Here is a 16,829-nt window from a genome sequence, read left to right as displayed (position 1 = left end):
CAGACTTACCAAAAAGATTTAATAAGCAATCGCTCAACTTCTATCATAATACGGGTGGGAGACCTTCGTTTTGTTCTCTCCCCGTCTTCAGGACAGCTGGGTGGGGAATAGCTATAGTAAGGAGCGAAGTAGCATAAAAGGAGGCGGATACTTCCCGTAAAGACGAAGCGCATTGCCTGTAGTGAGGGGCGTCTTTAGCGGTAATGAGAGGAGCAATTACGGGAGAAAGCTAACCGCAGAGCCTTCTCCATAGACAGGGCTCTAGGGCTAAGCGCTTGGAGCATACAAAAGAAGCGAGGCTACACCCACTGGGGGTATAGCCTCGCTCGCTATATCAAGAGATGCTACCTAGTGCTAACGCTTGATGAAGCGTACCACACCCTGAGCAGTGCGTGCTAGATAGACGCCACTAGGTAAACCTGCGACGGAGAGCGCTTGTCCTGCTCTGTAGCCTTCGACACGTAGGACACGCTGGCCCGAGAGGTTGTAGATCTCCAGATCTCCACTGACAGAGACGTAGATCTCTGTAGTAGCGGGATTAGGATAGACCTTCAGTTCGCTCTGCTGCTTAGGATGTTCGCCCGGCTCCTTCGGATCTACCACGGGTGGCTTAGGAGTAACTGTCCCCGTGACTACGATCGGTAGACGGAGATATTCGGAGCGACCGCCCTGACGAAGACGAAGAAGCAGGTGCTTCTCTCCAGCCGATGCCCCTGTGAGCTCCAGGCGACCTGCCTCCAGACGAGCCGTGACGATATCACCGCCATCACGCACGAGGCTATATTCGGGACTGGGAGTCGTCTGCTTCAATAGGCCAGCGTCGGTGAAGAGCTTCGATACATCCTGAGTCGATTGTCCCTTCACGGCAAGCGTGAGTGGCGCTGATTCGGTAGCAATGACTTCGCCACCGAAGTTGTCTAGACAGAAGTAAGCAGGGATCGTCGTACCGCCATTAGCTTGGCGACTACCCTTCATCGAGAAGCGAACTTCCTCTACTTCGCCGAGAGCCGTCAAGTCGAACCACTGCCAGCTATCGATCACATAGTGCTCACGTGCATCGTCAGCTCGGTAGTCGATGAGTGGGAATTCCAGACTCTTCTTACCGTCCTTCGTGCTAGCAACTAGTAGTAAGTAGTCTCCCTTGTGGAAGGGCTTGTCGGGCTCATTACCCATCTTCGTACCCTCCTGTGTGACCTTCTTCACCCAGGCGGTATTGGTAACGTAGAAGCCCGGGAAGGTCACTCGGGGAGCATTCGTGGGCTTTACCTCGATGGGCTTACCGTAGGCATAGGCTACGCCGTAGGTCTTCGAGTCAGCGACTCCATGCCCGACGCTACTATTGAACTGATCAGGGAAGAGCTGGGAGAAGTCAGTCTTCGTCTGATTGCTATAGGCGAAGCCCATCCATGTCCTGAGGTTCTTAGCTGAGCTATTCGAGAAGGCGTAGGTACCACTGTAGAAAGTAGCCTCCACGAAGTCGTCAGGATCCTCTCCATCTCGGCCATACCAAGCACTCTCAGGTGCTAGAGCGAGGTCTTCGAAGGTAGCGACCTCGGAGGGACCACCTGTCACCTTGAGCAAGACCTCACGTGAGAGCTTCTGATCCCAAGCATCAGTGACCTCGAGTGTCACGTAAGCCGTGCGCTCAGCCTTCAGGGTGTAAGCCTCCTTATCAGATACTTGCTTGCCCGATGCATCACGCCAGAGGAAGGTATAGGGCCAGACGCCACCCTCAGGGATACGTACGAGCGTGACTTCCTCGCCGTACTTAGCACCTCGAGACCACGAAAGTAATTGTAGGGGCAATGGGTCAGCCGTGAAGTCATCCATCGAAGCTTCGCCCTCGGGATCGATCTGTAGCGAAGTCAGTGCACCGAGATCCCTGAGGCTGACATAGCGCCAGAGGCCTTCGGTAGAGGGAAGCGTCTTGGATAGCTCCAGGGTAGTGCCTCCCAAAGCTGTCAGCTTCACCGGCGCAGTACTCTTCAGATAGAAGCCCGATAGCGTGACAGGCGCCACGGTATTGGTCGGGCGGACGGTAGCCCCAGCAGAGAGCTTGACGGCACGCTGGCTGGTCCGCTTGTAGGGAGCATTAGGGGAGTAGACCGTCGCTCCAGTGAAGTGGTAGGTACCACTCGTGAAATCAGTCTCTCCTTCTGCAAGAGCTTCGAAGTCCGCGGGCTCTGATGGTAGGCCATCCGTAGCGAAGTCATAGGTCAGCGCTCCTGTAGCATACGCCCCGTCTAGCCCCTGAGGTAGGAGGTAGAGGCGGTAAGCCGTCTGCTCCTTCAGCGGAGGAAGGGTGAGCATCTCAGAGCGCTGAGGGTAGAGTGTCAGTTTGAGCTCCGATGCCTTGAGGTCAGCCACCGAGGGTGCAGCCTCACCCTTGGGTCGGGCGATGCAGTAGAAGGCTCCGAAGTCGGTCGCCTTCACCTCCAGCTCTACCCCTCCGGCACGCAGAGATCGTGGCTTGGGGTAGCCCGGGACTAAGGCTGGCAGGCCGTGCTTAGCCTCTTCGTACGCCCCGACAGATACCTCCGTCTTGGGGCGTGCCACGCCGAGGATGTCTCGAGGTACTTCAGCCAGTGCAGGCGCAAAGCGTAGTACGGAGAAGTCCTGTGGCAGAAGTGCCCGTGCAGGATCTACAAAGTCGACCTTAGCTACTTGGCTGGATGTGTCAAATCCCCTGTCCGTCCAAGAGCCAAGATCCAGAGTCTCCCCACCCAGCTCAGCGAAGGCACTACCAGCCGTATAGCTGAGGTTGCTTGCGAAGACGTGTCCCTCCAGGGTAACAGCCTTAGCGAAGGAATAGATAAGCCCCTTAGTCGCATTCTGCCAGAGGTTGTTCTTCACTACGAGCCCCGACAGCGCTCCCCCTCCTCGTGTGAGGACGGCGACTGGAGCAGTGGCCTTGCCGGCGTAATCGCCCGAGATGAGGACGGAGTTGTGCAGGAGATAGACGTCGGTCATATTGGCCTCGCTGAAGTAGAAGCCATAGACCTCTCGGATCTGGGCGGGTGCGATGAGAATGAGCTCATTGTTGATCAAGCTACTCGCCTTCTTCTCCTGCTGGGCTCGCTCTGTAGTCTGGCGGAGATAGACGGCCTGCACGGAGGTCTTCGTCCCCGTAAAAGCACCGAGATGGATGCGGTTAGCCTGAGCGGTGATCCCATCACCGAGGGTCAAGTCTAGGGCATGATAGTCATAGGAAGCTGTACCCTCGGCTTGGATCTCATTGGATCGGATCACGACATCCGAGACACAGCGGACATAGATCCCCTTAGACCCCTGCGAAGAGAAGGTATTCCCCTCGATCGTGAGGCCCTGCTGGTTGGGAAGGGCTACATTGGAGAGGCCGTCCATATGGACACCTATGTAGCCACCCATGAGCTTGGAGCGGGTGAGCGTCAGGTGATCATTGTTGGGGTAAGCTTCCTCTCCACGATTGGTCTTAATGAGCGCTAGATCACCTTCATTATACTGAGTCGTCTTAGGCGCTGTGAAGCTACAGCCGTCGATGGTGATACGCTGGCTCGAATTGCGGATGAGGAGGAGGGCTGGAGCTTCACTCTTGGTCGTGAGGAAGCTCAGTGCACGGAGCGTCACATAGTCTGCTCCATCCAGAGTGAAGTAGCCTGGCTTATCATCTCCGTAGGGGACCTTCTTGTACTGCTTGTTCTCGAGTGTGACATCACCGAGGCGACCCGTCGTGGGTTCGATGACGAGGGGATTAGTCAGGGATAAGCCTGGGATAGCTGGTAGTACAAGGGGCTCGGTGTAGTGCCCAGGGCTGAGGCGTAGACGGACGGGGCCGTCGACACCACGTGTCTTGAGCGCCTCGATAGCTTCGGAGATCGTCTTGAAGTGAGCTCCCGACTCGGTGCCGATCGTGAAGTCTCCGTGGAGTCCTACCTGTAGTTCGTAGTCCGTGGTAGGAGGTTCGGTGAGCTTCACCTCTTCGCCAGAGACCGTGATACTACGAGGGCTGACCGTGATCTTCCCTCCCGCAGGGGCCTTAGTACTAACACTGGCAGCGAGGAAGAAGTAATAAGTACCAGGAGCGCTGTAGCGGGCTGATCCAGCGAAGCGAGTCCCCTCGGCAGGGTCGATACTCGCATAGTGCTCCTTCGTAGAGAAGGTCTCCGAAGTACCCGTCTTGTAGAGGCGAAGTACACCGATGGATTCCGAACCAGCACTCTGGAAGGGAGCGAAGTCAAAGCGCTCTAGATCAACAGATCCTTGTTCGCCGACGAGCTTGACAGCGATCTTGAGGAGGGGCACATCGCTAGCGCCCTTCGTCAGGCGAGCGCCAGGGATGACCTCTGCCTTGGCTGACTCCACATGCACAGGGACAGGGCGCTCGGAGCGCACCTCTATCTCCCAGCCGAAGTCGGAGAACTTGCTGGAGAAGGTGACGGTCATAGAGCCATCAGCGGCGGTAGATACCAGTTCGTCAGCCACCTTCTTGTAGCCCGAGAGCTTCTGCAGGAGCTTATCCTCCTCGGCCTTCATCCCATGGTAGAAGGAGAGGGCATCGAGGCGGTGCAGACGTAGCGAATGGATACGACAGCGGATGACTTCACCCTTACGAGGGACGAAGTGCACCGTCCCCGAGAAGCCCTTGGTGTACTTACCATCAGCACCTCCGTCATCGTAGAAGGTGATCGGAGCGGAGACAGAGATCGTCTCTTCGCCCGACTTCATCGAATAGAAGCGACGGGCTGTACGTGAGCCGTCGGGATCAGGAGAGGCGACAGCCGTCTGCTCCCCAGAGAGGGTGAGTGAGGGGAGGGCGAGATCAAGAGCGACGCCAGCCTCGACCGTCTCCGTGAGGTCTGCGGTGAGGTAATAGTAGCTCTTCCCTTCCTTCAGCTCGAGGGGCTCGGTGAGCGTCAGCGTCACCTCATCACTTGCGGGCGAAGTGATCTCCCCGAGGAGCTTCCGATCCTTATACGCCTTAGGCGAAGGGAGGGAATAGAGGGCGACACGAGCGAAGGAGCTAGCACCACCCTTGAGACGAAGACCGACTGCTTCGAGCTTCTTAGGCTCGAGATAGCCCTTAGTCTCCAGCGTGAGGTCGAGGAACTCTAGGTCCTTGGCTCCGACAGCGACTACTTCGGTGGAGGCCTGCTCTACGAGTGTCGAGACGAGCTTCATAGGGCTAGGCACGAGGCTACGCACGGTAGCTTCCCAACCCTTCCTCTGCCTACCCGAGGTCGTAGCCTTAGGATTGAAGACCACGGTCAGCGCACCATCAGCACTGGAGGAGTGGATTAAGCCTGGAGTCCCACCGATGGTCTTCTCATCAAGCTTCCAGAGGAGCTTACCTGAGCGCCCCTTACCCTCATAGATCTCGAAGGTTGCCTTCGTCCCAAGGCTGGACTTCTCGTAGAGGACTTCGAAGCTGTGGAAATCAAGCTGGATGACTTCGCCCGTCCTACCGGGAGAGAAGATCGTGACCTGATCGGTATTGCCTGGGGAATAGTGCCCGTAGGTCATCGTCGGCGTGAAGGTCCAGTCCGAATAGACTGGGATCTCCTGCTGCCCCTCATGACTGCGGTGGGTGTTCTTGACTAGATAGGGCGGCCCCTGTGGCGTGAGACTGAGGCTCTCCTTCTTACCCGAGAGGGTGACGGCCTTGAGCGCTAGGGAGATCTTGTCCCCTGTCTTAGCCTCGGGCGAGACATCACCCGTGAGGAGGAAGCTATTCTCTCCGAAGGAAAGCGTCTTAGCCTCTGCTAGCTGAAGCTGGATGGTCGTCCCTGTGATCTCTACTTCGCCGATCTTGGCCGAGGGCTCAGCACGAGTACCAGCGTAGAGGGTGAGGTGCTTGAGTACACCTACCGTTGAGGCCTCGCTACTGAGCTCCAGCGACTGGAGGGAGAGCGGATCACTGACCCCTTCGGTCTTGAGGGTGAAGGCTAAGAGCTCCTTGCCCTTACCACCAGCTGCGACGGGCTCCTTCTCCTTAGGATAGGTAGCGGTAGCCGACACGAAGTGCATCGGCTGAGGATCTACCGCCTTCACCCGAGCTACGAAGCCATCCTTGGGGACGCCCGTAGTACTCTTGAGTGAGACGGTGAGCGAGCCATCAGCCGCCCCCGAGAGGAGGGTCACAGGGACGGGATCTGTCAGAAGGCGCTTGAGGAGCTGAGCGGGGTCTTCGCTCCGCCCATTATATACGTTGAGCTGGTCATTCTTAGCGGGATTGGTCGAGAAGAGGTCTAGCTTCTCGAAGGTAATCTGGATACGCTGGCCCGTACGCTCAGGGATGAAGGTCACCGAGCCCTCGAACTGCTCCGAGATCTTCTTATCTGGTCCTCCATCATCATAGAAGGCAATGGGCGAGGAGCCGACCTGGACATCACGAGGCCCGACGACCATATATACCGAGCCAGCGGGCTCCTGAGGTACAGGCTGGTCGGTAGCGAGCTTGTCGACGCTCTTGACCTCAGCCTTCCACCCAGCACCCGAGGGACTAGCACCCACGAAGACAAAGGTCAAGGCTCCCTCGGGAGTCGTAGCATGGAAGGTCTTCGTCGTGAGATCACTCCCCCGAAGGGCAAAGAGCTCCTTGACACGAGGCTTGGAGTAGGTCGTCTCCTCAGCCTCGTCATCATACTCCTCGACGAGCTTCTGGCGTCCCTCATAGACATAGAGGACGCCAGAGCCTAGGTCGAGCTCAGAGAAAGTGACTTCGATCGCCTGCCCATAGCGAGGGGTGAAGACCACAGCGGTCGTCCCTGTAGTGGGAGCTTTGGCGCTCGCTCCGCCCGCATCGTAGAAGGTCTCCGAGGTGCGGACGAGGACAGACTGCTGCTTGCCATTGGTGCGAGGCATGAGGATCTCTGCCGAGAGGCTCAGCGCACAGATGAGTAGGCATAGTAGGGATGATAAGAATCGTCTCATCGTCAGTTGTGGTTAGTAGTTGATCGGTATGGATCGAGATAGAGACTGGTGTATCAGGTCTTGGCTCGGTGCGTTACACAGAGCAAACTTACAGAGAAATAGGGGAATAAACAAGGCAGTAAAGCGTCGGCGGGCAGGGAGGTATCACCTCTCTGCCCGCCGATACACGGGAGCTCCCTTCTAAAGGAGCGCTAAGCCCTCCAGACTAGAAGGGATAACCGATGGCTAGATGGAAGCCCAAGGCATCTCGGAAGCGGGGGATATTGTACCAGCCCTTGCGGGTCGTCTCATAGGGCAGGTGCAGACCTACCCCTACGTCGAAGCGCACGACGAGGAAGGAGAGGTCGTAGCGTAGACCCGCCCCCGTGCCGACAGCTATGGCGTCGAGGAGCCCTCCGACAGAGCCCGCTTCACGGAGGGATGCTCCAGGACGAGCGCTGTCTGGCCTGAGGAGCCATACATTACCAGCATCGACGAAGAGCGCCCCGTAGCAGTTGCCGAAGAGGCGACTACGATATTCGACATTCGCCTCGAGCTTAAATTCCCCTACCCTATCCATGAAGGAGTAGGCGCTCTCCTCTGATGCTCTGTAGCGTCCAGGGCCTATACTGCGCACCGTGAAGGCACGTATGCTATTGGCCCCACCGACATAGAACTGCTCGATGTACGGAGCCGTCGTAGCATTGCCATAGGGATAGATCGCCCCCGTTGCGAAGTGTGTCGCTAGCGTCGACTTGCGACTGATGCGGTAGGAGTAGCGGAGATCAAGGGCGGCCTTGGCGAACTGTGCAAAGGGCACGCCGAACATCGTCTTCGTCTCATTGTACGACGCTCCTGAGAGCTTCATCACGGCATTCGACAGATTGCCCGCCTCGCTGACCTCGGCAGAGACCTGTAGGTAATGGGGGCTGTCGTCGGCACGGCGGGTATAGGTGACGGAGTAGCCAAACTTGGGGATGAACTGGTCCCGGAGGCTAAGCCCCAGCGCAGGGTTAGCCTTGATCAGTTAGTCGAAGCGTGATGTCGTCCTCAGTAGCTGGGTATAGTTCAGGCTCAGTGGGGTGATCCTGTGGCTCCACTGGCTCGACGGCTGGAAGCTGTAGTCCATCGTGAAGGAGAGGGAGCGGAGCGTATAGTAGCGGGCGTGGTTGATGCCCTGCAGGGCTACCTTGAAGCTCGTAGAGGTCGGATACTTGTAGTAGGCATCCATCAGACCAGGGAAGAGAATCGAGGGGAAGGTCAGCGCCACATCAGCTCCCAGCTGATAGCTATTGATCGCTACCGAATAGCCGTCAATCGGGTTACGCCCCGTCTGCCATTCGTAGGAGCCAGAGAGACTCGCCGAGAGCTTCTCCCCTCCCCCAAAGACATTGTTACGCTCGAGCGATGCTGAGAGCCCTGGGCCTATATAGTTCGTCGACTTGCGCATGAAGGCAGCCCCGAGGTAGCTACTCCAGGGCTTGTCCTTCCTCAGGAGGATCATCAGGTCCAGCGTCCCGATACTATCGGGCTGAGCGGAGAAGGTAGGGCGCTTAGTAGCGACCGAGTCCGTAGCCTCGGCCGAGGAGAGCGTATCGACCTCCGCCTTCTTCGACAGATCCTCCCGGGGGGAGAAGTACATCTCTACCGAGGAGAAGGCACTCAGCCCGGTCAAGGCCGAGAGGGTACGCTCCTCATCGGTACTGCGATATACCTGTCCCTGCTTCATCCTGATCCGAGTCTTGAGGACACCAGGGCGGACGATCGGACGCCCCGAATAGTAGAGCATCACGCTGTCGGAGAGAGCGACGCTATCCGTGGCAAGGGTCGTAGACGACTCGGCATCCTCTGGGAGCTGACGGAGCATGACCCGACCGAGCTTCCACTGACGAAGGGCCTCGGGAGGAGTGCTAGGAGAGAGGACGGTACGAAGCCACACCTTGCGTGGAGAGATGAGCGTATCGGCCTCGTAGGTGATGTGCTCAGGCTTGAGGTAGTAGTAGCCATGCTCTCTCAGGAAGGCTCGTGCTATCGTGCGGTCATCCTCGAGAGCCTCTAGCGAGAAGGGGCGCCCCCGCTGTAGAGCACTCAGACGATGGTGATAGAAGTAGCGCCCTGGGCGGATGTACACCCGAGGGAAGTAGCGTATACTATCCAGCAGGTAGAGGGGTCCTAGGTCAAGCTTGTAGTCCACCCGAGCCTGTAGGGAGTCTGCCTTCTCGGGGATGATCTCCGAACGAACCTCAGCCGAGAGGTAGCCGAAGGCTCTCAAGGTCTGCTGGGCGACCTTGGCACGCAGGCTGGGACTGACCTCACGCATCCAGACAGGACGAGGGGTGAGGCGTCGGATCAGATTGCCTACGAACGTCGAGTCCTCAGCGAAACGCATGTGGATCGAGGGACCCAAGAGGGGGAAGGGGAAGCGAAGGGAGCTACTGCCGAAGACCGATCCATTGGGGGCATAGCCGAGGCGCTCTTCGGCGGTAGCGATGACTCGGTCGGCATAGGAGCCCTTGGGACGATCGACGACCTCGATCTTGCGTATCCCGATGTAGAGCTGATCATCTTCCGTCTGATACTGCCTCAGGGAGCACCCTCCGAGGGAGAGGAGTATGAAGAACCCAAGGAGGGCAAAAGCCGAGCGAAGGAGTGGAGTATGATGGTGCGTGCTTTGACCCCTAGATGGGGGTGCAGAGGACCCCATGCATGGGTCACCCGACCGACCCATGTATGGGTCGGTCGAGGGGGGCATGCATGGGTCGCTGATGCGACCCATGATCGGGCTATGATGCGGGGATATATCGAGGCGGTTCATAGGGACTAGTAGGAGGCTAAGGGAGGGGGATCACTTACTCTGGAGACGAACGACCGGAGTAGAATCCGTAGAGTGTACCGTCGTCGTATCGCCACCGAGTCGCCACTCCTGGATGGAGGTCTTGGGGAGCGTATCCCGCTTCACCTTCTTCGCTCGGAAGTGGAAGAGGTCACGGAGGCTCGAGAGCTTGCGTCGGAGGACATACCCGACCCCCGTCTCGGAGAATTCCCCCTCGAGGATATTGTCCGTGACCCGCTTGTGATAGAGGCTGAGGTACTGCTCTCCCGACTTGTCGAGCTGGTACTGTAGGGAGACATTGTCGAGGAAGGTCTGTCCTTGGTTCGGCGCTCCTGCCCCACTCTGCACCTTACCCCCGACGATGATGCGGATGCGATCGTTGTAGAAGCGACGGCTGAAGCTGTAGGTATAGTCGGTGCGGGCGGCCTCACCTGAGGAGCCATCATAGTGGTCCATCCCGAGGCTGAGGTCGGTACCCTGCAGGAGCTTGCCCGCTGCCTTATTGATCTGGGACTGCAGGAGGGAGGTCAGGGCAGAGTTGAGATTGAGGTTGCCCGCTCCCGTGCCACTACCGAGATAGATACCCGTGGCCATGAGGGCAATGGCCTGCTTGCTCTGCTCCTCCTTGGTCATCGTGGAGAGGGTATTCTGCATGGAGAGGTTCTCCGGAGCAGCGAGGGAGAAGCCGAGGTTCATCCGACTGACGTAGTCCTTGATCTCGATGCTGACATTAAAGTTCACACGCTCGGAAGATCCCGAGGACGAGGTGACCGTAGCCTTGACCTTGTTGACAGCAGAGAAGTCGAGGTAAGGGTTGGATATCGAGCCGTACCAGGAGAGGGTGCTCGTCGGGGAGATAGTGAAGCGCTTGTTCCCCACGACGGGCAGGGTATAGCTCAGTTCGCCTCCCCCACTCATCTCGTAGCGTCCCGTCATACTCATCTCCCCATAGGGCGGATAGGTGAAGTGGAGCGTCCCCCCTCCTTGGGCATGGAGGTAGTCGGCGCCATCGGCCGTAAGGTCAGCACCGATACGCACCGAGGGGTCGACATGGATGGTGAGGTTGACATCCAGCCCACCGAGGGTAGGTGGGACGACCTCGGGGCTCTTGGTGAAGAGGGTATCGGAGAAGTCTACGAACTGTACCAGCTCATCGCTCTGCTCTCCTGTCTTCAGCGGGTCTTCACGTAGGATATAGGTGCAGCTGGTCCCACTGAGGACATTGATCCCCCCACGTACACGGAGCGCAGTCATCGGGCCCGATACGTTCATGTTCGTCGAGGCGATGATGCGCCCATAGAGGAGCTGATCATCCCTACGAGGACGGGGCTCATCCAGCAGGGTGAGCTCATCGGAGGTGATGCGGAGCGAGGCAGTAGCCTGAGGCGTCGTGCTCTTGCGTATCGAGCCGTCGAGGTAGATCGCCTTCTTGGTATCCACCGAAGGGCGGACGGCGTAGTGATCGAAGTAAATATCGGAGTTCTCCATACGTACAGGCATGGAGTCCAGGACGAGGTGCATCCCGTAGGAGTCGAGATGCACCATGGCATCCGAGAGATTCATCTTCCCTGAGAGGAGGGGCTCAGTGAGCTTCCCCGAGAGGCGGATAGAGCCCTCTGCCGTCCCCTTGAGCGAGGTGGCATTAGCTACTAGGAAGGGATTGGCCAGCTCCAGAGGGAAGGCGTTGAGCGTCAGCGTACCACTCAGTGGGGAAGTCTTCTCCCGTGGGTGATAGATCCCGTCGATCGTCATCGCCGACTGGCCGTTGTAGCCGATATCCGCCGTGATATAATGTGAGTCGCCACTACGAGGCTCATAGAAGAGCGAGGAGGTGAAGTGCCCGAGCTTCTTGTCCTCATAGCGTAGGTCAGAGATGGAGAGGTCGCCGGAGATCGTCGGCTGTTGGCTGAGGTCCCCCTTACGCTGGTAGTGTACATCTCCGAAGAAGATCCCCCCAATATCGGGTAGCCCCAGACTACGGTAGTCCTCGAGGCAGAGCTTATGGATCCCCAGCGTGATGTCCTGCACCCCTGGGGTAGACTCCTCTGCGAGGAGGGAGAATTCCCCTCGCTTCTCTCCTGCGAGCTGGAGTGATCCGAGGAGGAAGTAATCCTTCTTGCGCAAGCTCAGGCTATTCTCTGGGTTGATCTTGTAGTCGTTGTAGGCCAGGCGCAGGCGGTCACCTATGAAGTGGAGTTGGTAGGCCTCTCCCGACCAACTGCCCTCTACCTCGGCGGTATGACGCACCTCGCCACGCTCGTCCTGCCAGGAGAAGTCTAGGTGTCCACTCTGTAGGCTGGTGCGTAGGTCCGTGCTGATGGTGAAGCCCTCCTGCGAGCGGTAGCGTGACTTCATCACCGTGCCGAAGAGCACGAGCGAGAGGCTATCCCCACGGGCGATCGTCTGGCGCTCGGTAGAGAGGTTGAGCTGGGCAGAGTTGATACGCAGAGTATCGACACGAAGGTCAGAGAGGGCGAGCGTACCACTGATTCCCTCCCTAGGTGAAGTCTCCAGCTTCATCGAGAGCGACCCTAGAGCTACGTGCTGATCTGCCAGATAGTAGCGCAGAGGATTATCCTTGCCCATCGTGAGGCTGAGCGTCGAGGTGGGCAGATGTACGACGAGATCCTCTAGGTACTTCGTCGCTGACTTCCCCGAGGTGATGAGCCGTACCTGCTGGAGCGTCTCATCCATCAGCTTCGTGAGCTGCTTCTGTGTAGAGGTAGGCCCTGCACCTACATGGAGCGAAGCCTTCATATCGCCCGAAGTGAGCTCTGCATGCATATCCTCAGGTGAGGTGGAGAGCTGTAGGTCGGCACGGGGTGGAGCGAGGCGCTCCCCACCGAGGACAAAGCTGATCCCATCGGCAGCCGCTGTGAAGCTGTGCGTCTCCTTCATATCCGAGCGGAGCTCACCCTCGAGGCGAAGCTTAACCGAGAGGGGTGTATCGGAGAAGCCCAAGCGCTGTAGATCCAGCTCCACGAGATCTAAGCCAATACCCGTCGTGAAGCCTTGGCGAGAGAAGATACCATCGAGCTGTAGGGAGAAGTTCGCCCCGGGGTTCATGCTGTTGAGAGAGAGGCCTAGGTTGCCGTCCTTGAGCGACCCATCGAGTGTCACATCGTGGAGGGTAGTACTGCCCCAAGAGGCTTCATGGACACGCCCCCTGAGGCTCAGCCGTGTCCGAGGGCTGAGTGGGTCAAAGCCCCTACCTTCGGCATCAAGCTCCAGGCTCAGCCGTCCTATAGAGTCTCGGGGCATGAAGTGGCGTAGGTCTAGCCCCTTCGCCTTGAGGCTAAGCCCGTAGCTCTTCGTTGCCTCGGTGAAGTGCCCCTTGAGAGCTACCTGTCCGGAGCCTTCGACAGCCTTCAGATCGCCCTTGTAGACACCCCGACGAATATCCACCTCACCTGAGAGCGTCATCGGTGAAGGGATCCTATAGTCACGGGCTAGTTCAGGGGAGACGAGGCTAAGCAAGGTCTGTGCCTTCGCACCTACCTGCCCCGTCAGACGGAGCCTGCCTGAGCGTCGGTGCTCATCGAGGAGACTCGTCAGGTACCCCTTGAGGGAGAGGCGGACGACATCGGGCCAGTGGAGGTCGGCCTCGGCCAGCTCTAGGGCACTAAGCGTACCATGCGTCTCGAGAGAGAGACGGATAGGAGCAAGGAGCTGACGGCGGGTGATCGCTGTGAGAAGCTTCTTCCCCTCGGGGAGATCATCGAGGGCTGAGTAGGAGAGGAGTAGGAGGTCCCTAGTGCCGAGGGAGGCCTTCATCGTGAGCTCGATCCCCGCCTTAGGGTCTGAGCGGAGTACGCTCCATGGCATGGTGAGCGCCCCCTGCATGCTCGAGCCGTCGGTATCGAGGATGAAGTCATCGAGGCACATCCCGAGACTATCCATCTCGTAGCGTCCCGACAGGTGATGAAGCTTCAGTCCCGAGCGTTCGTTGAACTGAGCACGACTGAGGAGGAGCGACAGGCGCATCCCCTCGGAGTCGATACTCTCCCCCTCGAGGTAGATATCCCTGAGGTGAATGTGCGAGGCATCGAAATACGGGGTGCGTGGTGGAGTACGATCGACGGCATAGCTTAGCTCCCGCCCTTCGATACGGGCACGAGCTATCTGGAAGCGCATCTTCTCTAGATCCGCTTCTCCTCGGTCCAAACGTAGGCGGGTGACATCCGCTCCGATGAAGAGCGAGTCCAGAGGCATAGCCACATCGATCCGTGTCGACTGTAGGTCGACCTCCCCCGCGCGGATGAGCCAGCGAAGGGGCTCAGAGTCGTCCTCCTTCTTCGTCGTATCTGTGCTGGTGTAGGAGACCGAGCCACCCCGAGTCACGAGACGGCTTAGGTCGACCCGCTCCTTCTCCAGATCGACATAGAGCTCCTCTACCGAGGCCTTCGGGAGACGTGCTCTGACTGTGCTTAGCCCCGTACTATCGGTGTAGTTGAGGGCGAAGCGATCCAGGGTGATGTGGGGAACTTCTATCTGCTTGTCTAGAAGCGGACGGAGGGAAGGCGATAGACTGAGCTCACCTACCGAGAGCAGGGTATCACCAGGGGCACGGACGACGTCTAGCCCCTCAATGGAGAGATCTAAGGGGAAGGAGAGGTGGATGCGATCAAGGGTGATCTTCATCCCCGTCTGCTCGGAGAGGTAGGAGGCGAGGCGATGGACGACGAAGTTCTGTACAGGGGGGACGTACAGCAGGAGTGAGACTAGGAGAACTAAGACAATGGGTGTGAGGAGGAGTCCCCACAGGATACGCTTGAGATACTTCGTTCGTCGTGACATCTGAGCTAAGATGCTAGGCAAGAGGGAGGGAGAGTGATCAGTGCGTGCGGTACCAGTCGAAGAGACGGCGTACCCCTTCCTCGATCTCTACCTGATGATGCCAGCCTAGGGCATGGAGCTTCTCCACAGAGGTCAGCTTGCGCATCGTGCCATCGGGCTTGGTGCTATCCCACTGGATCTCAACGGTGAAGCCCACCGTCTCGGCGATGAGTCCAGCTAGCTCAGCGATGGAGAGCTCCTTACCTGTACCGATGTTGATGTGGCAGTTACGGATCGGCTCGCCCGCCTTGGGACACAGGTCCTCGAAGTCTACATGGAGGAGCACATGTACCGACGCATCGGCCATATCCTCACTCCAGAGGAACTCCCGAAGCGGACGACCAGAGCCCCAGAGGCGCACCTTCGAAGGGCTGATCCCGAAGCGACCAAGGAGCTCAAGGATAGCCTGCTCTGAACTCGTACCCGACTCCCCAGCGACGGGGCGCTTCTCGAGGTCATGGCGTACGGCCTCCCAGTCCCCTGCCCCCAGACGATCCGCCAAGTAGATCTTGCGGATCATCGCAGGTAGCACGTGGCTATTCTCTAGGTGGAAGTTGTCATTAGGCCCATAGAGGTTCGTCGGCATCACCGCTAGGTAGTTGGTGCCGTACTGGAGGTTGAAGCTCTCACAGAGCTTGAGGCCTGCGATCTTGGCGATGGCATAGGGCTCGTTGGTGTACTCCAGTGGGGCGGTCAGAAGAGCTTCCTCACGGATCGGTTGCTCCGCATCTCTGGGGTAGATGCAGGTACTGCCCAGGAAGAGCAGATCCTTCACCCCATGGCGGAAGCTCTCCCCTATGACGTGCTGCTGGATCTGTAGGTTATCGTAGATGAAGTCCGCACGATAGGTATTGTTCGCTAGGATACCACCGACATGGGCGGCCGCTAGGATGACTGCCTCGGGACGCTCCTGGTCGAAGAAGGCACGTACAGCTATGGGATCCGTCAGATCCAGCTCGCTGTGGGTACGTCCGACGAGGTTAGTATAGCCTCGGGCCTCAAGGTTCTTCCAGATCGCTGAGCCTACCAGACCTCGGTGGCCTGCGACATAGATCTTGGTCGAGGGGGATAGCTTGGGAGCTCTCATAGCATTAGTGCTTGTGGGACTGGACATAGGCTACATCGTGGCGGACCATCAGGCGGACCAGCTCCTCGAAGCTCGTCTTGCGAGGATTCCACCCCAGGAGGGTCTTCGCCTTGGTAGGATCACCCAAAAGTGTCTCTACTTCGGCAGGACGGAAGTACTTCGCATCGACCTCTACAAGCACACGCCCCGTAGCAGTGTCGATCCCCTTCTCATCCACACCTTCGCCCTCCCAGCGTAGGGTGATACCCACCTCTTGGAAGGCTCGCTCGGTGAACTCCCGCACCGAATGCTGCTCACCCGTAGCGATGACAAAGTCCTCAGGAGTCTCGTGCTGGAGCATGAGCCACATGCACTCGACATAGTCCCGAGCATAGCCCCAGTCACGTAGGGCACTGAGGTTGCCCAGATAGAGCTTGTCCTGCTCACCGGCGGCGATACGGGCAGCTGCCAGTGTGATCTTGCGGGTCACGAAGGTCTCTCCTCGACGCTCACTCTCGTGATTGAAGAGGATACCATTGACGGCAAACATCCCGTAGCTCTCCCGGTAGTTCTTCGTGATCCAGAAGCCGTAGAGCTTAGCCACACCATAGGGCGAACGGGGATAGAAGGGCGTCGTCTCACGCTGAGGCACCTCCTGCACCAGCCCGAAGAGCTCCGAGGTCGAAGCCTGATAGATCTTCGTCTTCTGCTCTAGACCAAGGATGCGCACGGCCTCCAGCAGGCGCAGTGTCCCGACGGCGTCGGTCTCAGCCGTGTACTCGGGCACGTCGAAGGAGACCTTTACATGGCTCTGTGCCGCGAGGTTGTAGATCTCATCGGGCTGGATCTGCTGGATGATGCGGATGAGCGAACTGGAGTCGGTCATATCACCATAGTGGAGGTTGAGGGCTCGACCACGCTTCATATCCCGCACCCACTCCTCGAAGTAGAGGTGCTCGATACGCTCGGTATTGAAGGACGAAGAGCGACGGATGATCCCATGGACCTCGTAGCCCTTCTCGATGAGGAACTCTGCTAGATAGGAGCCGTCCTGCCCGGTGACTCCGGTGATGAGTGCGACCTTGTTCATAGATGCTTCACTTATTGATATTTCTTAGTACAAAGATACGCACAAGATAGCGACCTACTGTGGTGGGGGGAAAAAACCTACGGTAGGTCGCCCCAGCGACCCACGGTAGGTCGTCA

General features: G+C 58.2%; 6 protein-coding genes. All 6 read right to left on the bottom strand.

All coding sequences use genetic code 11. The annotated features are described in order from the left end of the window. Positions 1 to 354 precede the first annotated feature (354 nt). Positions 355 to 6,909, bottom strand: coding sequence for a DUF4465 domain-containing protein (locus HMPREF1556_RS03585; RefSeq protein ID WP_044125180.1), 6,555 nt, complete (start codon positions 6,907 to 6,909; stop codon positions 355 to 357). 205 nt (positions 6,910 to 7,114) lie between these two features. Next, positions 7,115 to 7,894, bottom strand: a complete 780-nt coding sequence (locus tag HMPREF1556_RS08800; protein ID WP_369795591.1) for a BamA/TamA family outer membrane protein — start codon at positions 7,892 to 7,894, stop codon at positions 7,115 to 7,117. Between the two features lie 21 nt (positions 7,895 to 7,915). Beyond that, positions 7,916 to 9,703, bottom strand: a complete 1,788-nt coding sequence (locus tag HMPREF1556_RS03575; protein WP_232299032.1) for a hypothetical protein — start codon at positions 9,701 to 9,703, stop codon at positions 7,916 to 7,918. 30 nt (positions 9,704 to 9,733) lie between these two features. Then, positions 9,734 to 14,518, bottom strand: a complete 4,785-nt coding sequence (locus HMPREF1556_RS03570) for a translocation/assembly module TamB domain-containing protein (protein ID WP_021666893.1) — start codon at positions 14,516 to 14,518, stop codon at positions 9,734 to 9,736. 37 nt (positions 14,519 to 14,555) lie between these two features. Beyond that, complete coding sequence (locus HMPREF1556_RS03565; protein WP_021666892.1) at positions 14,556 to 15,644, bottom strand: GDP-L-fucose synthase; 1,089 nt, start codon at positions 15,642 to 15,644, stop codon at positions 14,556 to 14,558. Between the two features lie 4 nt (positions 15,645 to 15,648). Then, on the bottom strand, positions 15,649 to 16,713 hold the full coding sequence (gmd, locus tag HMPREF1556_RS03560; RefSeq protein ID WP_021666891.1) for a GDP-mannose 4,6-dehydratase: 1,065 nt from the start codon (positions 16,711 to 16,713) through the stop codon (positions 15,649 to 15,651). Positions 16,714 to 16,829: the final 116 nt, after the last annotated feature.

The organism is Porphyromonas sp. oral taxon 278 str. W7784 (genome assembly GCF_000467855.2).
Taxonomy (GTDB): domain Bacteria; phylum Bacteroidota; class Bacteroidia; order Bacteroidales; family Porphyromonadaceae; genus Porphyromonas.
Note: the sequence above shows the minus strand (reverse complement) of the source record. Positions and strands in the feature narration are given on the sequence as shown.